At 61.4% G+C, this 22,764-nt stretch carries 22 protein-coding genes and 1 other RNA gene; 4 read left to right on the plus strand and 19 right to left on the minus strand.

The features are described from left to right. Positions 1-2 precede the first annotated feature (2 nt). The 14 genes from L6D74_RS28530 to rsmI all read right to left on the minus strand — a co-directional run bounded on the left by L6D74_RS28530 (position 3) and on the right by rsmI (position 15,122). On the minus strand, positions 3-977 hold the full coding sequence (locus L6D74_RS28530; protein ID WP_039766243.1) for a D-alanine--D-alanine ligase: 975 nt from the start codon (positions 975-977) through the stop codon (positions 3-5). Beyond that, positions 974-2,434 (minus strand): UDP-N-acetylmuramate--L-alanine ligase, encoded by a 1,461-nt coding sequence (murC, locus tag L6D74_RS28535; protein WP_085610958.1) that lies wholly within the window; start codon positions 2,432-2,434, stop codon positions 974-976. The genes L6D74_RS28530 and murC overlap by 4 nt, the downstream gene beginning before the upstream one ends. Then, entirely contained in the window at positions 2,427-3,497 is a 1,071-nt protein-coding gene (gene murG / locus L6D74_RS28540; RefSeq protein WP_039766246.1) for an undecaprenyldiphospho-muramoylpentapeptide beta-N-acetylglucosaminyltransferase, read from the minus strand. The genes murC and murG overlap by 8 nt, the downstream gene beginning before the upstream one ends. Next, positions 3,487-4,704: a putative lipid II flippase FtsW gene (gene ftsW / locus L6D74_RS28545; protein ID WP_039766247.1), complete on the minus strand. Its 1,218-nt coding sequence runs from the start codon at positions 4,702-4,704 to the stop codon at positions 3,487-3,489. The genes murG and ftsW overlap by 11 nt, the downstream gene beginning before the upstream one ends. After that, positions 4,701-6,047, minus strand: a complete 1,347-nt coding sequence (murD, locus tag L6D74_RS28550; RefSeq protein WP_039766248.1) for a UDP-N-acetylmuramoyl-L-alanine--D-glutamate ligase — start codon at positions 6,045-6,047, stop codon at positions 4,701-4,703. The genes ftsW and murD overlap by 4 nt, the downstream gene beginning before the upstream one ends. A 5-nt stretch (positions 6,048-6,052) precedes the next feature. Further along, on the minus strand, positions 6,053-7,135 hold the full coding sequence (gene mraY, locus L6D74_RS28555) for a phospho-N-acetylmuramoyl-pentapeptide-transferase (RefSeq protein WP_007956769.1): 1,083 nt from the start codon (positions 7,133-7,135) through the stop codon (positions 6,053-6,055). Next, positions 7,135-8,502 carry a UDP-N-acetylmuramoyl-tripeptide--D-alanyl-D-alanine ligase gene (locus L6D74_RS28560; RefSeq protein ID WP_236191447.1) on the minus strand — a complete coding sequence of 456 codons (1,368 nt, stop codon included), beginning with the start codon at positions 8,500-8,502 and terminating at the stop codon, positions 7,135-7,137. The genes mraY and L6D74_RS28560 overlap by 1 nt, the downstream gene beginning before the upstream one ends. After that, positions 8,495-9,958, minus strand: a complete 1,464-nt coding sequence (locus tag L6D74_RS28565) for a UDP-N-acetylmuramoyl-L-alanyl-D-glutamate--2,6-diaminopimelate ligase (protein ID WP_236191449.1) — start codon at positions 9,956-9,958, stop codon at positions 8,495-8,497. Before L6D74_RS28565 ends, L6D74_RS28560 begins: the two co-directional genes overlap by 8 nt. After that, positions 9,958-11,697: a peptidoglycan D,D-transpeptidase FtsI family protein gene (locus L6D74_RS28570; RefSeq protein WP_170844883.1), complete on the minus strand. Its 1,740-nt coding sequence runs from the start codon at positions 11,695-11,697 to the stop codon at positions 9,958-9,960. The genes L6D74_RS28565 and L6D74_RS28570 overlap by 1 nt, the downstream gene beginning before the upstream one ends. Next, complete coding sequence (ftsL, locus tag L6D74_RS28575) at positions 11,697-11,990, minus strand: cell division protein FtsL (protein WP_007956777.1); 294 nt, start codon at positions 11,988-11,990, stop codon at positions 11,697-11,699. The genes L6D74_RS28570 and ftsL overlap by 1 nt, the downstream gene beginning before the upstream one ends. After that, a complete protein-coding gene (gene rsmH / locus L6D74_RS28580) occupies positions 11,987-12,934 on the minus strand; it encodes a 16S rRNA (cytosine(1402)-N(4))-methyltransferase RsmH (protein ID WP_039766256.1) in 948 nt (315 codons plus the stop codon). Before rsmH ends, ftsL begins: the two co-directional genes overlap by 4 nt. Continuing rightward, a complete protein-coding gene (gene mraZ / locus L6D74_RS28585; RefSeq protein ID WP_007917012.1) occupies positions 12,931-13,386 on the minus strand; it encodes a division/cell wall cluster transcriptional repressor MraZ in 456 nt (151 codons plus the stop codon). The genes rsmH and mraZ overlap by 4 nt, the downstream gene beginning before the upstream one ends. Before the next feature lie 403 nt (positions 13,387-13,789). After that, positions 13,790-14,143: RNase P RNA component class A (gene rnpB, locus L6D74_RS28590), an RNA gene on the minus strand. Between the two features lie 73 nt (positions 14,144-14,216). Next, positions 14,217-15,122 (minus strand): 16S rRNA (cytidine(1402)-2'-O)-methyltransferase, encoded by a 906-nt coding sequence (gene rsmI, locus L6D74_RS28595; protein ID WP_373874503.1) that lies wholly within the window; start codon positions 15,120-15,122, stop codon positions 14,217-14,219. Positions 15,123-15,299: 177 nt separating this feature from the next. On the opposite strand from rsmI, the gene L6D74_RS28600 reads away from it, so the two are divergent. The 4 genes from L6D74_RS28600 (at position 15,300) to L6D74_RS28615 (ending at position 18,744) form a co-directional block, all read left to right on the plus strand. Then, positions 15,300-17,111 carry a penicillin-binding protein activator gene (locus L6D74_RS28600; RefSeq protein ID WP_236191451.1) on the plus strand — a complete coding sequence of 604 codons (1,812 nt, stop codon included), beginning with the start codon at positions 15,300-15,302 and terminating at the stop codon, positions 17,109-17,111. Next, positions 17,111-17,473: a YraN family protein gene (locus tag L6D74_RS28605; protein WP_236191452.1), complete on the plus strand. Its 363-nt coding sequence runs from the start codon at positions 17,111-17,113 to the stop codon at positions 17,471-17,473. Before L6D74_RS28600 ends, L6D74_RS28605 begins: the two co-directional genes overlap by 1 nt. Positions 17,474-17,575: 102 nt before the next feature. Beyond that, entirely contained in the window at positions 17,576-18,169 is a 594-nt protein-coding gene (locus L6D74_RS28610; RefSeq protein WP_064383966.1) for a phosphoheptose isomerase, read from the plus strand. Beyond that, on the plus strand, positions 18,166-18,744 hold the full coding sequence (locus tag L6D74_RS28615; protein WP_011335871.1) for a BON domain-containing protein: 579 nt from the start codon (positions 18,166-18,168) through the stop codon (positions 18,742-18,744). The genes L6D74_RS28610 and L6D74_RS28615 overlap by 4 nt, the downstream gene beginning before the upstream one ends. Positions 18,745-18,842: 98 nt before the next feature. Here L6D74_RS28615 and L6D74_RS28620 read toward each other — a convergent pair whose 3' ends face one another. The 5 genes from L6D74_RS28620 to petA form a co-directional block, all read right to left on the minus strand. After that, positions 18,843-19,256: a ClpXP protease specificity-enhancing factor gene (locus tag L6D74_RS28620; RefSeq protein WP_007956787.1), complete on the minus strand. Its 414-nt coding sequence runs from the start codon at positions 19,254-19,256 to the stop codon at positions 18,843-18,845. A gap of 16 nt (positions 19,257-19,272) precedes the next feature. Then, entirely contained in the window at positions 19,273-19,890 is a 618-nt protein-coding gene (locus tag L6D74_RS28625) for a glutathione S-transferase N-terminal domain-containing protein (protein WP_011335872.1), read from the minus strand. 148 nt (positions 19,891-20,038) lie between these two features. Then, complete coding sequence (locus L6D74_RS28630; protein WP_236191453.1) at positions 20,039-20,821, minus strand: cytochrome c1; 783 nt, start codon at positions 20,819-20,821, stop codon at positions 20,039-20,041. Beyond that, entirely contained in the window at positions 20,821-22,032 is a 1,212-nt protein-coding gene (locus tag L6D74_RS28635; RefSeq protein WP_007956792.1) for a cytochrome b, read from the minus strand. Before L6D74_RS28635 ends, L6D74_RS28630 begins: the two co-directional genes overlap by 1 nt. After that, positions 22,032-22,625, minus strand: coding sequence for a ubiquinol-cytochrome c reductase iron-sulfur subunit (petA, locus tag L6D74_RS28640; RefSeq protein WP_007917031.1), 594 nt, complete (start codon positions 22,623-22,625; stop codon positions 22,032-22,034). Before petA ends, L6D74_RS28635 begins: the two co-directional genes overlap by 1 nt. Positions 22,626-22,764: the final 139 nt, after the last annotated feature.

A 22,764-nucleotide genomic window follows, 5' to 3' on the forward strand; every position in this document is an offset into this window, starting at 1 on the left:
TCTTAACCTCGCGCCTCTTTCTTGCCATCGGCATCGACACTGGCGGCCAGAATGGCCAGGACCAGTTGCTGGAAATCCAGACCGGCCGCTTTCGCCGCCATCGGTACCAGGCTGTGATCGGTCATGCCGGGAGCGGTGTTGACTTCCAGGAACCAGAACTTGCCGTCGGCGTCCTGCATCACGTCCGCCCGGCCCCAACCGGCAATACCCAGCGCCTCGCAGGCTTGCGCCGTGAGGTCCATGAGTTCTTTTTCCTTGGCGGCATCGAGCCCGCACGGAATCCGATACTGGGTATCGTTGGCAATGTACTTGGCGTCGTAGTCGTAGAACGTGTGTGGCGTACCCAGGGCGATAGGAGGCAACACCTGGTCACGCAGGGTGGCGATGGTGAACTCCGGACCGTGGATCCATTGCTCGACCAACACTTGCGAATCGTAGGTACTGGCCGCTTTCCATGCGTCGATCAACTCGGACGCGGAAGTCACTTTGGCCATCCCGATACTTGAACCTTCATGCGCCGGTTTGACGATCAAAGGGAAGCCCAGTTCCGTCGCTGCCGAAATACAATCGGCCTCGCTGCGCAGCACGGCGTGACGCGGCGTCGGAATCCCGAGCGTGTGCCAGACCTGCTTGGTGCGCAGCTTGTCCATCGCCAGCGCGGACGCCAGGATGCCGCTGCCGGTGTACGGAATGCCGGCCACCTCGAGCAGGCCCTGCATGCTGCCGTCTTCACCGCCGCGACCGTGGAGGATGATGAACGCGCGGTCGATCTTCTCGCTCAGCAGGCGCTGCAGGATATCGGCGCCGACGTCAATGCCGAACGCGTCCACACCCGCGCTTTGCAGCGCACTGAGCACGGCATTGCCGGACTTCAGCGAGACTTCACGCTCGGCACTCAGGCCACCGAACAGCACGGCCACACGGCCGAAATCCTTCGGGGCGATGGTGGAGAACAGGTTGGCGTAGGCAGCAGTCATTTCAACTTCCCCTCGACCGATGCCGCCACGGCACCGGCGAACAACTCGCTTTTCAACAGTTTCGGTGCGAGGCCGCCGATGTCACCGGCGCCCTGGCACAGCAGAATGTCGCCGGCACGCAGCAACGGCTTGACCACCGGCGCCAGGTCGACACCGCGCTCGATGTAGATCGGATCGAGCTGACCGCGCTGGCGGATGCTGTTGCACAGCTTGCGGCTGTCGGCGCCCGGAATCGGCTCTTCGCCGGCCGGATAAACTTCCATCAGCAGCAGCACGTTGGCGTCGGCCAGGACATTGACGAAATCGTCGTACAGATCACGGGTGCGGCTGTAACGGTGCGGCTGGTAGACCATCACCAGACGGCGCTCCGGCCAGCCACCGCGCACGGCTTTGATGACTGCTGCAACTTCGGTCGGGTGGTGACCGTAGTCGTCGACCAGCATCACATTGCCGCCGTCCACTGGCAGTTCGCCGTAGACCTGGAAGCGTCGGCCGACACCCTGGAACCCGGACAGGCCCTGGACGATGGCTTCATCGCTGACGCCTTCGTCGGTGGCGATGCAGATGGTCGCCAGGGAGTTGAGCACGTTGTGGTTGCCCGGCATGTTCACGGACACATCAAGAGGCTCGCGATCAGGGCGCAGCACGGTAAAGAAGGTCTGCATGCCCTGCTGACGAACATTGATCGCGCGCACGTCGGCGTCTTCGCTGAAGCCATAGGTCACGGTCGGACGCTTGACCAGCGGCAGGATTTCACGCACCACCGGATCGTCCAGGCACATCACCGCCAGCCCGTAGAACGGCAGGTTGTGCAGGAACTCGACGAAGGTTTTCTTCAGTTTGTTGAAGTCACCGTCGTAGGTCGCCATGTGGTCGGCGTCGATGTTGGTGACCACGGCCACCAGCGGTTGCAGGTGCAGGAAGCTGGCGTCGCTTTCATCGGCCTCGGCGATCAGGTAACGGCTGGTGCCGAGCTGGGCATTGGTGCCCGCGGCGTTCAGACGGCCACCGATGACGAAGGTCGGATCCAGACCACCGGCGGCGAACACCGAAGCGATCAGGCTGGTGGTGGTGGTCTTGCCGTGGGTACCGGCGACGGCGATGCCGTGGCGGTAGCGCATCAGCTCGGCGAGCATTTCGGCACGCGGCACCACCGGGATGCGGCGTTCCAGCGCAGTCGCGACTTCCGGGTTGGAGGTGTTGACGGCGCTCGACACCACCAGCACATCGGCGGCAGCGGCGTTCTCGGCACGGTGGCCGATGAAGATCTGCGCACCGAAGGATTCCAGGCGCTCGGTCACCGGCGAAGCTTTCAGGTCGGAACCTGACACTTCATAGCCCAGGTTCAGCAGCACTTCAGCAATACCGCACATGCCCACGCCGCCGATGCCGACGAAGTGGATGCGACGGATGCGGCGCATTTCCGGTTGCGGCATGGCTTTCTGATTCTCAACCATGGGCCACCTCCAGACAGGTATCGACCACGCTGCGGGTGGCTTCGGGTTTCGCCAGACGGCGGGCCGCTTGGGCCATTTGTTCGAGTCGTTGCGGTTGCATCAAGACCTCTGTCAGGCGCGCGGCAAGGTCCGCGGCACCAGTCGTTCTTTGCGGCATCAGGAAGGCAGCGCCTTCGCGGGCCAAATAATCGGCGTTGCGGGTCTGGTGATCGTCGATCGCGTGGGGCAAGGGCACCAGCATCGAGGGCAGACCGGCGGCGGCCAGTTCGCTGATGGTCAATGCGCCGGCGCGGCACACCACCAGGTCAGCCCAGCCATAGGCCTGGGCCATGTCTTTGATGAACGGCTGCACCTGCGCGTCCACGCCGGCGGCGCGGTAGCGCTCTGCAGTCACTTCATCGTGGTTTCTGCCGGCCTGATGGAACACTTCCGGACGCAAGTCGGCAGCGACTTGTGCCAGGGCTTCAGGCAGCAACTTGTTCAACGGTTCTGCGCCCAGGCTTCCGCCCAGGATCAGCAAACGCGCCTTGCGTCCGGCCAGGGCCGGGCGCGGTGTTTCGAGGAACAGCTCGCTGCGCACCGGGTTACCGGTGGTACGGCGGCTGTCCGACAGGGTAAAGGTGTCGGGGAACGCTTCACACACCCGGGCGGCGAACGGCACCAGCAACCGATTGGCGGTGCCGGCCACGGCGTTCTGCTCATGAACGATCACCGGCACGCCGGCCAGTTTGGCGGCAAGACCACCGGGGCCGGTCACATAGCCGCCGAATCCGACCACGCACACCGGACGCAAGCGGCGAATGATCGCCCGCGCCTGCCACACCGATTTCAGCAGCATGAACGGCGCCTTGAGCAGCGACAGCTTGCCCTTGCCACGCAGGCCAGTGGCGTTGATGCGGTGCAGTTCAATACCTGCCGCCGGCACCAGATCGTTCTCGATCCCGCGCGGCGTCCCGAGCCAGTGCACGGTGTAGCCGCGCGCCTGGAATTCGCGGGCACAGGCCAGCGCCGGGAACACGTGGCCACCCGTGCCGCCGGCCATGATCAATACGTTAGCGCCCATGGTTCGGCTCCTCGGCGAAGTCGCTCTCATGGAATTCCATCTCTTCACTGCCCAGGTGGGTCCGGCTCTCCCACTCGATCCTCAGCAACAGGCCAAGGCAGGCACAGCAGATCACCAGGGAACTGCCGCCATAACTGAGGAACGGCAAGGTCAGGCCCTTGGTCGGCAACAGGCCGACGTTCACGCCGATGTTGATCAGGAACTGGCCGATCCACAGGAACGACAGGCCGTAGGCAACATAAGCGGCAAAAAACTGTTTGGCCTTCTCGGCCCACAGACCGATGTACATCCCGCGAATACACACGAACACGAACAGCGCCACGGTGCACAGCGAGCCCACGGCGCCGAGCTCTTCGGCGAGAACCGAGAACACGAAGTCGGTGTGCGCTTCCGGCAGGTAGAACTGTTTCTGCACGCTGTTGCCCAGACCAACACCCAGCCATTCACCGCGACCGAACGCGATCAAGGCTTGCGACAATTGATAACCGGCGCCGAACTGGTCGGCCCACGGGTCGGCGAAGTTGGTCAGACGCGCCATCCGGTACGGCTGCATCTGAATCAGCAACACCACCGCACCAACGGCCAGCACCACCATGAGCGAGAACCGGAACAGCCCGACCCCGCCGAGGAACAGCATCGCCGCCGCAGCGCCCATCATCACGACGGTGGCACCGAAGTCCGGCTCCATCAGCAGCAGGCCCGCCATCGGCAGCAGCACGATGAATGGCTTGAAGAAGCCCATCCAGCTCTCGCGCACCTCTTTCTGGCGACGCACCAGGTAACCGGCGAGGTAGATCACCACGAACACCTTGGCGATCTCGGACGGCTGTACGTTGAAGAAGCTGAAACCGATCCAGCGCATCGAACCGTTCACCTCACGGCCGATCCCCGGGATGATCACCATCACCAGCAGACCGAACGCACCGATCAGCATCATCCAGCCGAGGCGCTGCCAGGTGGCGATCGGAATCATCATGGTGACGATGCAGGCACCCAGGCCCAGCACCACGTAGATCAGGTGACGGGTCATGTAATAGAGAGCACTGCCCGACTGCGCCGCGCCGACTTCTGTCGATGCCGAGGCGATCATGATCAGGCCCAGACCGAGCAACGCCAGGCAACCGGCGAGCATCGGGAAGTCGAGATCGATTCCGCGTCCGGTAATGAGCGGCGACGGGTATGGCTTGATGATGTTTCTCAAGCTCATGCCAGATCCTCCACAGCGCGGACGAACTGGTGACCACGGTCTTCGTAGTTCTTGAACATGTCGAAACTGGCGCAGGCCGGGGACAGCAGCACCACGTCGCCCGGTTGGGCGGCGGCACGGCATTGGGCGACCGCATCGACCAGCGTGGTCGCGCGAATCAGCGGCACGGCATCGCCGATCGCTTCGCCGATCTTGTCGGAGTCGCGACCCATCAGGATCACGGCGCGACAATGGGCCGCCACCGGATCGCGCAGGTCCTTGAAGTCGGCACCCTTGCCGTCGCCACCGGCGATCAGCACGACCTTGCCGTCGATGTCCGCACCCAGACCTTCGATGGCGGCCAGCGCGGCGCCGACGTTGGTGGCCTTGGAATCGTTGTAGTAACCGACGCCGTCCAGATCACGTACCCACTGGCAACGGTGTTCGAGACCGGCGAAGGTGCGCAGCGCTGCCAGCATGGCGTCGAACGGCAGCCCGACCGCGTGGCCGAGTGCCAGCGCCGCCAGGGCGTTGGACTGGTTGTGGGCGCCGCGAATCTTCAACTCGCGCACCGGCATCAGGTTCTGGAATTCGAAGGCCAGGTATTTCTCGCCATTCTCTTCGCGCAGACCGAACGCCTTGAAATCGGGTTTGGTCAGGCCGAAGGTCCAGCACGGCTGGCCCTCGCCCATCAGCGGACGGGTCAAGGCGTCCTGGCGGTTGACCACGAACTGCTTCGCCCCCCGGAAGATCCGGTGCTTGGCCAGGTGGTAGGCCGGCAGACCGCTGTAGCGATCCATGTGGTCTTCGCTGATGTTGAGCACGGTCGCCACTTCGGCGTTGAGCTGGTCGGTGGTTTCCAGCTGGAAGCTCGACAGCTCCATCACGTACAGCTCGACGTCATCGCTGAGCAGATCCAGCGCCGGCGTACCGAGGTTGCCGCCCACGGCCACGCGCTTGCCGGCCGCAGCCGCCATCTCGCCGACCAGGGTGGTGACGGTGCTTTTCGCATTGGAACCGCTGATGGCCACGATCGGCGCCTTCGCGTTGCGCGCGAACAGCTCGATGTCGCCGGACAGCTTCACGCCACGGGCCGCGGCGGCTTGCAGGGCCGGGGTCGCCAGCGCCAGGCCGGGGCTCACGTAGAGCTCGTCGGCACGGCACAGGAATTCGACGTCCAGCTCGCCACAACGCACTTCCACGTGCGGATAGTCACGCTGGAGCGTGGCCAGTTCCGGTGGATTTTCCCGCGTGTCGGCCACGGCAAACGCCACGCCCCGGTTCGCCAGGAAGCGAACCAGGGACATGCCGCTCTTGCCGAGGCCGACAACGATGCGGAAGTGGTCAGAAGCGATCAGAGACACTCGTTCTACCTCAGCTTCAGGGTGGCAAGGCCGATCAGAACGAGAATCACGGTGATGATCCAGAAACGGACGATCACGCGCGGCTCGGGCCAGCCCTTGAGTTCAAAGTGGTGGTGAATCGGCGCCATGCGGAACACACGGCGACCGGTCAGCTTAAAGGACGCAACCTGAATGACGACTGACAGGGTTTCCATCACGAACACGCCGCCCATGATGAACAGGACGATTTCCTGACGGACGATCACCGCGATGGTGCCCAGGGCCGCGCCCAGCGCCAGTGCGCCGACGTCGCCCATGAAGACTTGTGCCGGGTAGGTGTTGAACCACAGGAAGCCCAGGCCGGCACCGATCAGTGCGCCGCAGAACACGATCAGCTCGCCTGCGCCAGGTACGTAAGGGATCAGCAGGTACTCAGCAAATTTCACGTTACCCGACAGGTAGCAGAAGATGCCCAAGCCACCGCCCACCATCACTGTCGGCATGATCGCCAGACCGTCGAGGCCGTCGGTGAGGTTGACCGCGTTGCTCGAGCCAACGATCACAAAGTACGTCAGCACGATGAAACCCGCGCCCAGCGGAATGCTGTAGTCCTTGAGCATCGGCAGGATCAGGGTGGTTTCCACCGGAGTGCTGGCAGTCATATAAAGGAAGATCGCCGCACCGAGGCCGAACACCGACTGCCAGAAATATTTCCAGCGGCTCGGCAGGCCACGGGAGTTCTTCTCGATCACCTTGCGGTAGTCATCGACCCAGCCGATGGCGCCGAACAGCAGGGTCACCAGCAGCACGACCCACACGTAGCGGTTGCTCAGGTCAGCCCACAGCAGAGTGCTGACTCCGATCGAAGACAGAATCAGCGCACCGCCCATGGTCGGCGTACCGGATTTGGACAGGTGCGATTGCGGGCCGTCGTTACGAACCGATTGGCCGATCTGACGGTTCTGCAGGGTGCGGATCATCCACGGGCCGTAGCACAGCGACAAGACCAGCGCGGTCAGCACACCGAGGATCCCGCGCAGGGTCAGGTACTGGAAGACCGCGAAGCCTTTGTAGAACTGTTGCAGATACTCCGCTAGCAGCAGCAGCATTAATGTTTCTCCAGACTGGACCCGCACAGGGCCGCAACGATGTTTTCCATCGCTGCGCTGCGCGAACCCTTGATCAAAATGGTGGTGTTTGTGTCCTGCTCGGCGCCGAGGGCCTGGATCAGTTCGGCTTGTGTGCCGAAGTGCTGCGCCTCGTTACCGAATGCGTTCACGGCGTGGACCATGTTCGGCCCGACAGCGTAAAGCGCGGAAACCTTGCCCCGGGCGTATTCGCCCACGTCGCGGTGCCCCTGCTCCGCCCAGTCGCCCAACTCGCCGATATCCCCGAGCACCAGAACGGTGCGACCGGAAAAGCCGGCGAGTATATCAACGGCCGCGCACATCGAGGTGGGGTTCGCGTTGTAAGTGTCATCGATCACGCGCATGCCGTTTTTCGCCAGTTGCGCGACGGTGCGACCCTTGACCGGTTGTACCGCGCCAAGCCCGGTGGCAACGCCGAACAGCGACACGCCCAAGGCGTGAGCGGCAGCGGCGGCGGCCATGGCGTTGGCGACGTTGTGGGTGCCGAGCAGGTTCAGTTGAACCCGTTCCACACCTTCAGGAGTGTGAAGGTTGAACGCCGGGCAACCACGGGCATCGGTGGCCAGGTCGCTGGCGTAAAAATCCGCCTGAGTGTTGCTCAGGGCAAACGTCAGCACCTTGCGCGCGCCGGCGCGGGTTTTCCAGATACCAAACGCCTTGTCATCGAGGTTCAGCACGGCGACGCCATCGGCCGCCAGCCCGTCGATGATCTCGCCCTTGGCTTCGACGATTTTCTCCGGCCCGCCGAACTCACCGACGTGGGCGGTCCCGGCGTTGTTGAGGATCGCTACGTGCGGCTTGGTCAGCCCTACGGTGTAGGCGATTTCACCCAGACGCGAGGCGCCCAGTTCGATCACCGCCGCGCTGTGTTCCGGGGCGAGTTCGAGCAGGGTCAGCGGCGCACCCAGATCGTTATTCAGGTTGCCACGGGTCGCCAGCACCGGACCGCGTGTGCGCAGGATGCTTGCGAGCATTTCCTTGACCGTGGTCTTGCCACTGGAGCCGGTAACCGCAGCGACCGGTTTGGTGAACGCGGCACGGTTCAAGGCACCCAGCTGGCCGAGCGCCTGGCGAGTGTCCTTGACCAGCAATTGCGGCAGCGTGCTGTCGGCGACTTCGCGCTCGACCAATGCAGCAACGGCGCCTTTGGCGGCGACTTCATTCAGATAGTCATGACCGTCGAAACGCGGGCCGGTCAGGGCGATAAACAGTTGGCCAGCCTTGATCGCGCGGCTGTCGATGCTCACGCCGTCAAAACTGGCGTCGGCGCTGATCAGGCGGGCGTCGAGCGCGCTGGTCAGCTCGCTGAGTTTCAGGGCCTTAAGCATGGGCCACCTCCCACGCGGTCAGGGCGTGATCCGCCTCGACCAGATCAGAGAATGCATGGCGCTCGCCGTTGATTTCCTGATAGTCCTCGTGACCTTTGCCGGCCAGAACGATCACGTCATCCGCCGAAGCGCCGGCAATCAGTTGCGCGATGGCCTGGCCACGACCGGCCACGAACGTCACCTTGTCCACAGCCGTGAAGCCGGCGCGGATATCATCGAAAATCACCGCCGGGTCTTCGGTGCGCGGATTGTCATCGGTGACCAGCACGCGGTCGGCCAGACGCTCGACCACTTCAGCCATCAGCGGACGCTTGCCGCGATCGCGATCACCGCCGCAGCCGAACAGGCACAGCAGCTGTCCTTTGACGTGCGGGCGCAACGCTGTCAGAACTTTTTCCAGCGCATCCGGAGTGTGGGCGTAATCGACCACCACCAGCGGCTGGGTGCCGCCGCCGAGACGCTGCATGCGACCGGCCGGGCCTTCGAGCTTTGGCAGCACCTTGAGAATTTCGTCGAGGGCGTAATCGAGACCGAGCAATGCACCGACGGCGGCCAGTACGTTGCTCAGGTTGAAACGGCCCAGCAGTGTGCTGCGCAAATGGTGTTCGCCCTGCGGCGTGACCAGTGTGGCACGCACGCCTTCGTCGTCGAACTGCGCTTCACGCACATAGAGATAGGCGCTGCTGTCGAGCAGGCTGTAAGTGATCAAACGTGACTCGCGCTTTTCAGCGGCCAGTTGCCGGCCGAAATCGTCGTCGAGATTGACCACGCGGCACTTCAGGTCATTCCAGGCGAACAGCCGGGCCTTGGCCTCGGCGTACGCTTCCATGGTGCCGTGGTAATCGAGGTGATCACGGGACAGGTTGGTCATCACTGCCACATCGAATGCCAGCGCGGTAACCCGGCCCTGATCCAGACCGTGGGACGAGACTTCCATGGCCACGGCTTTGGCGCCGGCCTTTTTCAGGTCGCCCAAGGTCGCTTGCATGGCAATCGGATTCGGCGTGGTGTGCAGGCCGCTTTGCAGCGAACCGTGGAAACCGGAGCCGAGGGTGCCGACGATACCGCAATGCTGACCGAGCAGATCCAGCGCCTGCGCCACCAGTTGGGTCACGCTGGTCTTGCCGTTGGTGCCGGTCACGCCCACAAGATTCAGGTGATGGCTCGGCTCACCGTAAAAACGCCCGGCGATGTCAGACAGTTGCGCCGCCAGGCCCTTGACCGGAATCAGCGGAACTTCGGTGATCGGCAGCACCGTTGCGCCTTCCACTTCATAGGCCACGGCAGCAGCACCGCGCTGCAAGGCGTCGGCGATGTGCGCACGCCCGTCGAACTTGCCGCCCGGCACCGCGAGGAACAGATCACCCGCGCGTACGTTGCGACTGTCGAGCGCCAGTTCACGAATCAACAGATCATGGCCGGCGTGGGGGAAAATCTTGTTCAGACTCAGAGACATCAGCCGCGCCCTCCATTGGCTTTCAGCGGAACGACCGGGGTGGCGTTGGCCTGTTGTGTGGTCGGCAGGTTGTCCGGGGTGACGTTCATCAGGCGCAGGGTGCCCGACATCACGCGGCTGAACACCGGCGCCGAGACCAGACCACCGAAGTAACCGGCCTTGGTCGGTTCATCGATCACCACGACGATTGCATAACGTGGATCGCTCATCGGGCCGAAACCGGCGAACAGCGAGCGGTAAGAATTTTCGGCGTAACCCTTGGTGCCGACCGATGTCTTACGCGCGGTACCGGACTTGCCGCCCACGTGATACGCCGGCACCTGCGCACGGAACACGCCGCGCGGGGCCTCGATCACTTGTTGCAGCATGCCTTGCATGGTCTTGGCGACGGCTTCCGGCAGCACCTGGGTGGTCTGCGGCGCCTTGTCGGTTTTGATCAGGGTCAGTGGTGCCAGACGACCGTTGTTGGCCAGCGCCGAGAACGCGTGCACCAGCTGGATCGCGGTCACCGAGATACCGTAGCCGTAGGACAGCGTCGCGGTCTCGGCCTTGCGCCACTCGCGGTAGTTCGGCAGGTTGCCGACACGTTCGCCCGGGAAGCCGAGGCCGGTGTCCTGGCCGAGGCCGACTTTCTGTGCGAGGCGGAAAATGGTTTCGCCGCCGATATCGAACGCGACCTTACTCATACCGACGTTACTGGAATTGATCAGAATGCCGGTCAGGTCGAGTACCGGACCTTCGGTCTTCGATACGTCCTTGATCGTGTATTTGCCGATCTGCAGGGAGCCCGGATACACCTCGACGGTGTCGCTCGGTTTCCAGCGGCCGGTTTCGATTGCGGCGCTCATCGAGATCGCCTTCATGGTCGAACCGGGTTCGAACACGTCGATCATCGCGCGGTTACGCATCATTGCCGGTTGCAGGTTGCGACGGTTGTTCGGGTTGTAGGTCGGCTGGTTGACCATGGCGAGAATCTCGCCGGTCTTCACGTCCATGATCACCAGACTGCCGGCTTTCGCACCGTTCTCAATGATCGCGTTGCGCAGTTCGCGGTTGGCCAGGTATTGCAGGCGCAGGTCAATCGACAACGCCAAGGGCTTGCCGGCCTTGGCGTTTTTGGTGACCTGGACATCCTTGATCAGCCGTCCACGCCGATCCTTGATGACTTGCCGCTTGCCGGGTACGCCGGCCAGCCATTCGTCGTAGGCCAGTTCGACACCTTCACGACCGTGGTCATCGATGTCGGTGAACCCGACCATGTGCGCGGTGACTTCACCGGCCGGGTAGAACCGGCGGAACTCTTCGATGCCGTAGACGCCCGGCACTTTCAGGTCGAGCACGGCCTGGCCCTGCTCGGGGGTCAACCCGCGCACCAGATAAATGAATTCTTTGTTGGCCTGGGCTTCGAGGCGTTCGGCCAAGGCTTTAGGATCCTGCCCCAGCGCGGCAGCCAGCGCCGGCCACTTCTCTTTGGCGGTCTGCATTTCCTTGGCGTTGGCCCACAGCGTGGTCACCGGGGTACTCACGGCCAGCGGCTCGCCGTTACGGTCGGTGATCAGACCACGGTGAGCCGGAATCGGAATGTGCCGAAGACTGCGCGCGTCGCCCTGGCCTTTGAGGAAGTCTCGGTCAACCACTTGCAGGTCGATGATGCGCCAGCAGATGGCCGCGACCATGACGCCGAGCAGTGCCACCATCAGACGGAAGCGCCACGGGAAAAGAGCCCCCTCGAGTTTCATCATGGCGCCACCATCTTCACGTCAGCCGCGCCGGGGATATGCATCTTCAGTTGTTCGGTGGCCAGTACTTCGATCCGGCTGTGGGCGGTCCAGGTGCTTTGCTCCAGGATCAGGCGCCCCCATTCGGCCTGCGCCTTGTCGCGCACGCTCAGTTCGTTGTAAAGGGTGTTGAGCAACTGCCGGTTCCAGTGGGCGCTGTAAGACACGCCGATGGCCGACACGAGCACGCCGATGAACAACAGCAGCATGAAAAAGCTGCCGCCGGGCAGTGGCTTGGCGAAAAGCTTGCTCACCGCAGCTTCTCCGCGACGCGCATGACGGCGCTTCGGGAACGTGGGTTGGCTTTGAGTTCGGCGTCGGAGGCCGTCTGCGCTTTGCCATGGACTTTGATTTTCGGTTCGAACGCAACGTGGCGAACCGGCAGGTTGCGCGGCAGGTTGTCGGCTTCGCCTTTCACCAGCTTGCGCATGAACAGTTTGACGATACGGTCTTCCAGCGAGTGGAAGCTGATCACGACCAGACGACCGCCCACTTCCAGGCATTCGAGCGCGGCTTCAAGACCCGCTTCCAGATCGCCCAGTTCGTTGTTGACGTGAATGCGCAGGCCCTGGAAAGCGCGAGTTGCCGGGTTCTTGCCCTTTTCCCACGCCGGGTTGGCGACTTTCAGCACTTCGGCCAGATCGGCGGTGCGCTCGAACGGCGTGATGTCACGACGTTCGGCCACGGCACGGGCCATGCGACCAGAGAAGCGTTCTTCGCCGTATTCCTTGAAAACTCGGGCGATTTCTTCCACCGGCGCGGTATTGACGAACTCGGCGGCGCTGATGCCACGGGACGGATCCATGCGCATGTCCAGCGGACCGTCGTTGAGGAAGCTGAAGCCGCGCTCGGCATCATCGAGCTGCGGCGAAGACACGCCCAGATCCAGCAGAATGCCGCTGACTTTGCCGGCCAGACCCTGTTCGGCAACCACCGAACCGAGCTCGGCAAAGCTGCGCTGCACAACGACAAAGCGGCCGTCTTCGGCCGCTAGCGTTTGCCCGGTGGCAATCGCTTGAGGATCCTTGTCGAATCCGATGAGCCGACCATCCGGCCCGAGCTTGCTCAGGATCAACCGGCTGTGCCCGCCGCGACCGAACGTGCCGTCCAGATAGCAGCCATCAGGACGTACGGCGAGAGCCTCGACGGCTTCGTCAAGCAGTACGGTGATGTGGTTAAAGCCGCTATCAATAGTCACAGGATCAGATCACGCAGTTCGTCAGGCATGGCGCCCGGTTGTTGTATGGCAGCCAGGTCAGCGGCAGAAACCGCGTTCCAGGCGTCTTCGTCCCACAGTTGGAACTTGTTCAGTTGGCCCACCAGCATCGCGCGCTTGTCGAGCTTCGCGTATTCGCGCAGGCGCGGCGGCACCAGGAAACGACCACTGCCGTCGAGCTCGAGGTCAACGGCATTACCAATCAATAAACGTTGCAGACGACGGTTCTCTTCGCGAAGCGAAGGAAGCGCGCGCAACTTGGTTTCAATAATTTCCCACTCATCGAGCGGGTAGACACACAAACATGGATCAACGGCATCAATGGTCACGATCAACTGGCCGGAGCTGCGCGAATCGAGCTCGTCACGGTACCGGCTCGGCATGGCGAGACGGCCCTTTGCATCGAGACTGATAGCGTTAGCTCCGCGAAACACGTCTGCGTTTCTCCAATTTTTATCGTTTTGAGCTCAAAAAACCCACTTCATGCCACTTTCCGCCACTTGCGCACACTATAGGAATGCGCCCACCACACCGTCAAGGCGCGGATTAAAGGAAAACCCTTACAGAACGGAGATTTAGGAGCATAAAAGGAGGAGCAACGAGAATCTGGCGGATGCTTTTATCCAATAACTTGAAGCAGCACTGAAAGCTGCGCTCGAAAGTTAAAGTAATTTGTTAAGAGTAAGATTTTTTCGGTATTACAAAAGCGCTTCTGCTGTTGATTGAAGCAAGGTGGGAAATGGCTATTACTGCGTTTGCCGCTGCCGGGTTTCCAGCGCAGGCCTGCTGATAATAAACAGCCCTGTCGCCTTTAATTCAAGCAGGGAAAAGAAAAAGGTGGAGAGTCGATCTGTAAGCCGGGTTCTGTCTTGAACAGTCATTCGTCTACGATGGCCATCACTGGACATCTTTAGCAACCTACCCGGTCCCAGCGCGGGCCACGCCTTGGGACCCTATTTGGTCTTGCTCCAAGTGGGGTTTACCTAGCCACGAACTGTTGCCAGACGTGCGGTGCGCTCTTACCGCACCTTTTCACCCTTACCGGCGCCGAAGCGCTTAGGCGGTTATTTTCTGTGGCACTTTCCGTAGGCTCACGCCTCCCAGGCATTACCTGGCACTTCGCCCTATGGAGCCCGGACTTTCCTCCCCCCCCTAATTTTCATAGAGGGCAGCGACTGTCCGATCGACTCTCCGCCGCGCAGGTTAACGGCAGAGCGGCCGAAGAACAAGCGCTAATAGCCCGCAAACCGGTCTGCGCGACGGGTTACGCGCCTTTTTGCTGATCCAGTGCCACCTGGTACAACACGTTTTTGCGCTCACCGGTGATTTGCGCTGCCAGGGCCGCTGCACGCTTGAGCGGCATCTCTTCCAGCAACAGATTGAGGATGCGCATCGCCTCACTGCTGACGGCGTCTTCGGATTCCGGCGCGGTCCAGCCCGCCACCACCACGACGCATTCGCCGCGCTGTTGATTACTGTCCGCCTCGACGAATGCCCGCAACTCGCTCAACGGCAATCCCTTGAGCGTTTCAAAGGTCTTGGTGATTTCACGAGCGAGCAATGCAGGGCGATCAGCGCCGAATACCGCCTCCATATCCTGCAGGCATTCCAGAATACGATGCGGCGCCTCGTAGAAAATCAGCGTGCGCGGTTCTTCCTTGATCGCTTCCAGGCGCGCCTTGCGCCCCACCGCCTTGGCCGGCAGAAAACCCTCGAAGATAAAGCGGTCGGACGGCAGACCGGCAGCCGACAACGCCGCGATCAATGCGCACGCACCTGGCACCGGCACCACATTGATCCCCGCAGCACGCGCCTGACGCACCAAGTGATAACCGGGATCGGAAATCAGCGGCGTACCGGCATCGGAAATCAGCGCGACGTTGTCACCTGCCAAAAGACGGGTGATGAAACGACTGCCTTCGTCCCGCTCGTTGTGCTCATGACAGGCTGCCAGCGGCGTGGAAATGCCGAAGTGCTGCATCAGGCGCTGGGAGTGGCGCGTATCTTCGGCGGCGATCAGCGCCACCTCGCGCAGGATCTTCAACGCCCGGGCGCTGATGTCATCCAGGTTGCCGATGGGCGTCGCCACCACATAAAGCGAGCCCGCAGCGGAATTCAAAGGACCTGGAGCAGTCAAAGCGCACACCTCATGATCGGTAAAAGCCGCCATTGTAGCGCGTCGCACGCCGGACGACGTGTCCGGGTCGGACACGGTTTGTCGCACCATTGTGAGGCTGCGCACTCTTTGTATCAGCTAAATTGACGGTTTCACGCCAGTAACATCGCGCCCCGGCCAGTGCTTGGGTACAATTCGACGCTAATTTGATCGAGTATCAGGAACACTTACATGATCGCTTGCCTGCGGCTGTTCACTGCCCTCTGCCTCGCTGCCTTGCTGGCGGCTTGCGCCAGCTCCCCTTCCTCCAGCCTTGGCGAACTTCCACGGACCCCGGATGCCACCATCGAGCAACTGCTCGAACAGGCTGCCCAGGCCAAATCGCCGGACAAGGCTGCGCTGCTGCGCCTGAGTGCGGCAGACATGGCGTACCGCCAAGGTAATGCCGGACAGTCCGCGCAAATCCTGCAGCAAGTGCCGATGGAACAACTCCAGCCGGGCCAGCAGGCATTCGCCAGCACCCTGTCTGCTGAACTGGCCATGACCCGCAATCAGCCGAAAGCCGCGCTGACCGCCCTGAGCCACCCAAGCCTGCAACGCCTGAGCGAAATGTCCGTACCGCTGCAAGTTCGCGCCGGCACCGTTCACGCCCGCGCCCTTGAAGCCGACGGCCAGACCCTGGCGGCCGCCCGCGAGCGCATCTTCATCGCGCCGATGCTGGAAGGCGAAGCCGCCAGCAAGAACCACGAAGCGATCTGGACCCTGATTGCGTCGCTGCCGGCCGATCAACTGCAAGCGAACACCACCGATGACCTTGGCGGCTGGATGAGCCTGGCTCTGGCAGTGAAAACCGCCGGCACCCTGGAGCAACAGCAAGCCGCCATCGACAACTGGCGCAACCAGCATCCGAAACACCCAGCTGCAATCAACCTGCCGCTGCCCCTGACCAAACTCAAGGAGCTGGCCAGCCAGCCTCTGAGCAAGATTGCCCTGCTGTTGCCGCAGGACGGCCAACTGGCCTCGGTCGGCAAGGCCCTGCGTGACGGCTTCATGGCCGCGCACTATCAGGCTCAGCAAGCCGGCCAGAAACCACCGGCCATCGAATTCTATGACAGCTCGAAACTGACCAACCTCGACGAGTTCTACCGCAAGGCCCAGGCCGATGGCGTGCAACTGGTCGTCGGCCCGCTGGAGAAGCCGCTGGTCAAACAGCTGAGCACTCGCCCGCAACTGCCGATCACCACCCTCGCTCTGAACTACAGCGAAGGTGACCAAGGCCCGGCGCAGCTGTTCCAGTTCGGCCTGGCCGCTGAAGACGAAGCCCGCGAAGTCTCCCGCCGCGCCCGTGCCGACGGCCTGCACCGCGCCGCCATCATGGTGCCGAAAGGCGAATGGGGCGACCGCGTCCTGCGCGCCTTCAGCCAGGACTGGCAAGCCAACGGCGGCAGCATCGTCGCCACCGAACGCGTCGATCAGCCAGTGCAACTGGCCCAGCAGATCGCCGACATGTTCCAGCTGCGTCAAAGCGAAGCTCGCGCCAAGAGCCTGCAGAATGCCGCCGGCACCAACGTTGCCGCCCAGCCTTCGCGTCGCCAGGACATCGAATTCATCTTCCTTGCCGCCACTCCGCAGCAGGCGCAGCAGATCAAGCCTACCCTGAACTTCCAGTACGCCGGTGACGTGCCGGTCTACGCGACCTCCCACGTGTTCAGCGCCAGCGGCGACGTGAACCAGTACAACGACATGAACGGCGTGCGCTTCTGCGAAACCCCGTGGCTGCTGGAAACCAGCGATCCGCTGCGCCAGCAGGTCACCGCGCAATGGCCACAAGCCGCCGGCAGCCTGGGCCGCCTGTACGCGATGGGCGTTGATGCCTATCGTCTGGCGCCACGCCTGGATCAGCTCAAGGCACTGCCGGACAGCCGTATCGAAGGTCAGTCGGGCAGCCTGGGCATGACCCAGTCCCAGCGCGTTGTGCGTCAGTTACCATGGGCGCAGTTCGTCAGCGGTCAGATTCAGCGCATGCCGGACACTCCACGCTGATGCCCGACAGGTCACACCTGCAAAGCGGCAAGGATGCCGAGCGCCAGGCGCTCGAGCATCTGCAACACCAGGGTCTGCGCCTGCTGGCGCAGAACTGGTTATGCAAACGCGGTGAGCTTGATCTGGTCATGCTTGATGGCGATACAGTAGTATTCGTCGAAGTCCGTTACCGAAAGGACACTCAATGGGGTGGCGCACTCGACAGCATCGATGAGCGCAAACGGCAGAAACTGATTTTCGCCGCACAGTATTTTCTTCAGCGCGAGTCGCGTTGGGCCAATTCCCCCTGCCGCTTCGACGTGGTGGCCATCGACAGCCGCCACGGTCAGCTGAACTGGTTGCAGAATGCGTTCGACAGTTGACCGCCTGCTCCGACCCGGACACTTTCACTCAACACTTTTGCTCTTTGCTTTGCGGGCTGCACATTCACGTGCCGGACAGCCGCGCTAATTAAGGTCACACAGATGGACATGCAATCCCGAATTCGCCAGCTTTTCCAGGCCAGCATCGACACCAAGCAACAGGCGATGGACGTACTTGCACCGCACATCGAGCAAGCCAGCCAAGTGATGGTCAACGCCCTGCTCAACGAGGGCAAAATGCTCTCGTGCGGCAACGGCGGCTCGGCCGGCGATGCCCAGCACTTCTCCTCGGAACTGCTCAACCGCTTCGAGCGCGAGCGCCCGAGCCTGCCAGCCATCGCGCTGACCACCGACAGTTCGACCATCACCTCGATCGCCAACGACTACAGCTACAACGAAGTGTTCTCCAAGCAGATCCGCGCACTCGGCCAGCCGGGCGACGTCTTGCTGGCAATTTCGACCAGCGGCAACTCGGCGAACATTATTCAGGCGATCCAGGCCGCACATGATCGCGAAATGATTGTCGTAGCATTGACCGGACGCGATGGTGGCGGCATGGCTTCACTGCTGCTGCCCGAAGACGTCGAGATTCGCGTACCGGCCAACGTCACCGCACGTATTCAGGAAGTCCACTTGCTGACGATCCATTGCCTTTGCGATCTGATCGACAGCCAACTGTTCGGGAGTGAAGAATGACCCCTAATCGCCTTGGCCTTCTGGCCTTGACCCTGTGCCTCGGCATCAGCGGCTGCACCTCAGTGGTGAATGCCAGCCGCGAAGCGCCGATCGAAGACGACCGCGGCACCCGCACTTTCGGCAGCAAGATCGATGACTCGCTGATCGAAACCAAAGTCGGCGTTAACGTGGCCAAGGCCGATCCGGCCCTGGACAACGACTCGCACATCGTCGTCACCAGCTTCAACGGCGTTGTGCTGCTGGCCGGTCAGACCCCGCGCGCGGACCTCAAGGAGAAGGCCGAACAGGCCGCCGCCAACGTTCAGCGCGTGAAAAAGGTCCATAACGAACTGCAAGTGTTGCAGCCCTCCTCCCTGCTGGCCCGCCAGAACGATGCTTGGCTGACCACCAAGATCAAGACCCAGATGCTCACCGACGCCAGCATTCCCGGCTCGCGGATCAAGGTCGTGACCGAGAACGGCATCGTCTACCTGCTGGGCCTGCTGACCAAACAGGAAGCCGCCCAGGCGACCAACCTGGTGCAGGGCGTTTCCGGTGTGCAGAAGATTGTGAAGCTGTTCGAGTACATCGACTGAGAACGACTTGCCCTCGGTGGCGCTTACGAAAGCGCTATCGCGAGCAGGCTCGCTCCCACTGGCACAAAAAAGGCGATCCAACCGGATCGCCTTTTTTATTACTTCACCACTTTCAGGCTTGGCCGGCCGCTTGGGCGCGGCGGCTCGCTGTCCGGTGGCGGAACGTCGTCGTCCTGCTCGATCTCGTCCTCGTCATCCATCGGCGACTCGAGATCGAACACCATGCCCTGACCGTTTTCCCGGGCGTAGATGCCCAGGATTGCAGCAATCGGCACGTACAGACTGTGCGGGACACCACCGAAACGACCTTCGAAGGTCACAACGTCGTTGTCCATGTGCAGGTGCCGTACGGCACTCGGCGAAATGTTCAGGACAATCTGCCCGTCACTGGCAAAGCCCTGTGGCACCTGCACCGCCGGGTACTCGGAATTGACCAGCATGTGCGGGGTGCAATCGTTATCCACAATCCACTCGTAGAGCGCGCGGACCAGATAAGGTCGACTGGAGTTCATAGCGGCTCCTTAAGCCTTAGCGCATGTCGCGTTCGACACCAGACAGACTCGCCTGGAATGCCTCACGCGCAAACTGGCGCTCCATATAATCAAGCAGCGGCTTGGCCGGCCGCGGCAGTTCTATACCCAGAATCGGCAAACGCCAGAGTATTGGCAATAGGCAGCAATCCACCAGACTTTGTTCCTCACTGAGGAAAAACGGCTTGTCGGCAAACAGCGGCGACACACCGGTCAGGCTTTCGCGCAGTTCCTTGCGCGCCACGGCACGGGCCGCTTCCTTGGTGCGCGAATCCAGAATCAGATCCACCAGACCACACCAGTCGCGCTGAATACGGTGAATCAGCAGACGGCTGTTGGCACGCGCCACCGGGTACACAGGCATCAACGGTGGATGCGGGTAACGCTCATCCAGATACTCCATCACCACGGTCGACTCCCACAACGCCAGGTCACGATCGACCAGCGTGGGCAGACTGCCGTAAGGGTTCACTTCAATCAGTTTAGGCGGCTGACGACCAGCCTCCACAAAAATGATTTCGGCGCTGACACCCTTCTCTGCAAGCACGATGCGCACTCGGTGGGAATAGTGGTCGGCGGGGTCGGAGTAACAGGCCAACCGATTGGTCACGCCCATGGCGATCCTCCTCGCTTGTTGAAATAGTCGGAGCCGGAAAAACGCGCGCGCCCAGAGGGCGCCTCCCGCAACCGCTGGCGAACCAGACGTTGCGTTTTCAGAGGCGCCCTTGGGCGCGCGCGATTAACAGCAATTGCTTTGAAGCGTATCAGTGCACGTCTTTCCAGTATTCACGCTTGAGCAGGTAGGCGAACACAAAGAAGAACGCCAGGTACAGCAAGACGTAAGTACCGATGCGCTGATGTTGCAGCTTAACCGGGTTAGCCGAGTAAGCCAGGAAGGTTACCAGATTCTTGACCTTCTCATCGAACTGCTCTTCGTTGAGAGTTCCGGTTTTCGGCACGATGGTCAACTGATCGCACGCCTCATGAGTCAGAGGCGTACCGGTCAGCGGGTCATATTGCTTCTTGCCGTCCTCGACGATCTGTACCTGTTTGCAACCCACGACCTGGCGACCTTGCAGGCCGACCAGCACGTTAGGCATGCCGACGTTCGGGAAAACCTTGTTGTTCACGCCCCATGGACGTGCAGGATCTTCGTAGAACGACTTGAGGTAACCGTAGAGCCAGTCGGTGCCGCGAACACGAGCCACCAGCGTAAGGTCCGGCGGCGCTGCGCCGAACCAGGTCTTGGCGTCGGCCGGTTGCATGCCGATGTTCATGTGATCGCCGATCTTGGCACCGGTGAACACCAGCTTCTCCAGCATCAGTTCGTGCGGAACGCCGAGGTCATCGGCGACACGCTCGTAACGCTGGAACTTGGCACTGTGGCAACCCATGCAATAGTTGGCGAAAGTACGCGCACCATCCTGCAAGGCAGCCTTGTCGGAAACGTCGATGTCGACCTTTTCCAGTTCCGGACCACCGTGTTCGGCCGCGAAGGACAGCAATGGCAGAGCAGCAAAAATCAGAGCAAAAAATAACTTTTTCATCAGCCAGTCACCCTTTCCGGAACCGGTTTGGTCTTCTCGAGCCTGGTGTAGAACGGCATCAGAATGAAGTAGGCGAAGTACAGGAAGGTGCAGACCTGCGACAGCAGCGTACGGCCTGGCGTCGGGGCCAGAACGCCCAGAATGCCGAGGATCACGAACGAAATGCAGAACACCACCAGCCAGATCTTGCTCATCCAGCCTTTGTAGCGCATCGACTTGACCGGGCTGCGATCGAGCCACGGCAGGACGAACAGCACCGCAATGGCCGCCCCCATGGCGATAACCCCCATGAGCTTGTCAGGGACCGCCCGCAAGATTGCGTAGAACGGTGTGAAGTACCAGACCGGTGCAATGTGCTCAGGGGTCTTGAACGGGTTGGCTTGCTCGAAGTTAGGCTTTTCGAGGAAGTAACCGCCCATTTCCGGGAAGAAGAACACAATGAAGCAGAAGATAAACAGGAACACCACGACGCCGACGATATCTTTAACGGTGTAATAAGGATGGAAGGCAATGCCGTCCAGCGGGATACCGTTTTCGTCTTTGTGCTTCTTGATGTCCACGCCGTCCGGGTTGTTCGAACCGACCTCGTGCAGCGCCAGGATGTGCAGCACCACCAGACCGAGAATCACGATCGGCAGCGCAACCACGTGCAGGGCGAAGAAGCGGTTCAGGGTGATCCCGGAAATCAGGTAGTCACCACGGATCCACTGGGTCAGGTCGTTGCCGATGACCGGGATCGCGCCGAACAGCGAGATGATCACCTGGGCGCCCCAGTAGGACATCTGGCCCCACGGCAGCAGGTAACCCATGAAGGCTTCGGCCATCAGCGCCAGGTAGATCAGCATGCCGAAGACCCACACCAGCTCACGCGGTTTCTGGTACGAACCGTAGAGCAGGCCACGGAACATGTGCAGATAGACCACGATGAAGAACGCCGAAGCGCCGGTGGAGTGCAGCAGACGCAGGATCGATCCGTACTCGACGTCGCGCATGATGTATTCGACGGAAGCGAACGCTTCTTCCGCCGACGGGGTGTAGCTCATGGTCAGCCAGACGCCGGTGACGATCTGGTTGACCAGAACGAGCAGCGCCAGCGAGCCGAAGAAATAGAAGAAGTTGAAGTTTTTTGGAGCGTAATACTTGCTGAGATGGTCTTCCCACATTTTGGTTGCGGGGAAGCGTGCATCAACCCAATCCATGAACTTGCTCATCACGCTTTCTCCGTATCGACGCCAATGACAATCAGGTCATCGGTCTCATAGGAATGCGGGGGTACTGGCAGGTTCAAAGGCGCAGGTTGCGACTTGTAGACGCGGCCAGCCAGATCGTAGTGGGAACCGTGGCAAGGGCAGAAATAACCGCCTACCCAGTCTTTGCCCAGATCCGCGGGTGCCACTTCGGGACGGAAGGTCGGTGAGCAACCCAGGTGAGTGCAGATCCCGATCAGCAGCAGGATTTCCGGCTTGATCGAGCGCACTTCAGGGTCGACATAAGTGGGTTGCGTGGAGTTTTTGGAGGTCGGATCGGAGAGTTGGCCTTCGATCTTTTTGAGATTCCCCAGGATTTCCTCGGTACGGCGGACAATGAACACCGGCTGGCCGCGCCATTCAGCAATCATCTGCTGTCCTGGCTCGATTTTGCTGACATTCACTTTCACCGGTGCTCCGGCAGCCTTCGCCTTGGCACTGGGAAACCATGACCCCACGAACGGGACCGCAGCCCCCACCGCTCCTGCAGCACCCACCACGGATGTGGCTGCTACCAAGAAGCGACGCCGGCCTGCATTCACGCCGTCATTGCTCATTCAGTCCTCTCCCATCAGCTTTGTGGCCTGTTAAATCAGGCGTCTACTAAATTGAAACTATGTACTTATAAAAATTTTGCCGAATGGTAATGAAAACCCCCAATTCTGACAAGGTAATTACCCGGAGGGCTGGCCCTCA

Source organism: Pseudomonas pharyngis, from assembly GCF_021602345.1.
Classification (GTDB): Bacteria; Pseudomonadota; Gammaproteobacteria; order Pseudomonadales; family Pseudomonadaceae; genus Aquipseudomonas; species Aquipseudomonas pharyngis.

Coding starts and splice junctions, on each gene's coding strand:
- L6D74_RS28565 (WP_236191449.1), bottom strand. CDS start 9,958: ATGTCTCTGAGTCTGAACAAGATTTTCCCCCACGCCGGCCATGATCTG.
- rsmI (WP_373874503.1), bottom strand. CDS start 15,122: ATGGCGGCTTTTACCGATCATGAGGTGTGCGCTTTGACTGCTCCAGGT.
- L6D74_RS28625 (WP_011335872.1), bottom strand. CDS start 19,890: ATGGGCGTGACCAATCGGTTGGCCTGTTACTCCGACCCCGCCGACCAC.
- murG (WP_039766246.1), bottom strand. CDS start 3,497: ATGGGCGCTAACGTATTGATCATGGCCGGCGGCACGGGTGGCCACGTG.
- L6D74_RS28530 (WP_039766243.1), bottom strand. CDS start 977: ATGACTGCTGCCTACGCCAACCTGTTCTCCACCATCGCCCCGAAGGAT.
- L6D74_RS28570 (WP_170844883.1), bottom strand. CDS start 11,697: ATGAAACTCGAGGGGGCTCTTTTCCCGTGGCGCTTCCGTCTGATGGTG.
- L6D74_RS28605 (WP_236191452.1), top strand. CDS start 17,111: ATGCCCGACAGGTCACACCTGCAAAGCGGCAAGGATGCCGAGCGCCAG.
- L6D74_RS28600 (WP_236191451.1), top strand. CDS start 15,300: ATGATCGCTTGCCTGCGGCTGTTCACTGCCCTCTGCCTCGCTGCCTTG.
- murC (WP_085610958.1), bottom strand. CDS start 2,434: ATGGTTGAGAATCAGAAAGCCATGCCGCAACCGGAAATGCGCCGCATC.
- L6D74_RS28610 (WP_064383966.1), top strand. CDS start 17,576: ATGGACATGCAATCCCGAATTCGCCAGCTTTTCCAGGCCAGCATCGAC.
- L6D74_RS28560 (WP_236191447.1), bottom strand. CDS start 8,502: ATGCTTAAGGCCCTGAAACTCAGCGAGCTGACCAGCGCGCTCGACGCC.
- mraY (WP_007956769.1), bottom strand. CDS start 7,135: ATGCTGCTGCTGCTAGCGGAGTATCTGCAACAGTTCTACAAAGGCTTC.
- ftsW (WP_039766247.1), bottom strand. CDS start 4,704: ATGAGCTTGAGAAACATCATCAAGCCATACCCGTCGCCGCTCATTACC.
- L6D74_RS28635 (WP_007956792.1), bottom strand. CDS start 22,032: ATGAGCAAGTTCATGGATTGGGTTGATGCACGCTTCCCCGCAACCAAA.
- L6D74_RS28615 (WP_011335871.1), top strand. CDS start 18,166: ATGACCCCTAATCGCCTTGGCCTTCTGGCCTTGACCCTGTGCCTCGGC.
- petA (WP_007917031.1), bottom strand. CDS start 22,625: ATGAGCAATGACGGCGTGAATGCAGGCCGGCGTCGCTTCTTGGTAGCA.
- L6D74_RS28630 (WP_236191453.1), bottom strand. CDS start 20,821: ATGAAAAAGTTATTTTTTGCTCTGATTTTTGCTGCTCTGCCATTGCTG.
- L6D74_RS28620 (WP_007956787.1), bottom strand. CDS start 19,256: ATGAACTCCAGTCGACCTTATCTGGTCCGCGCGCTCTACGAGTGGATT.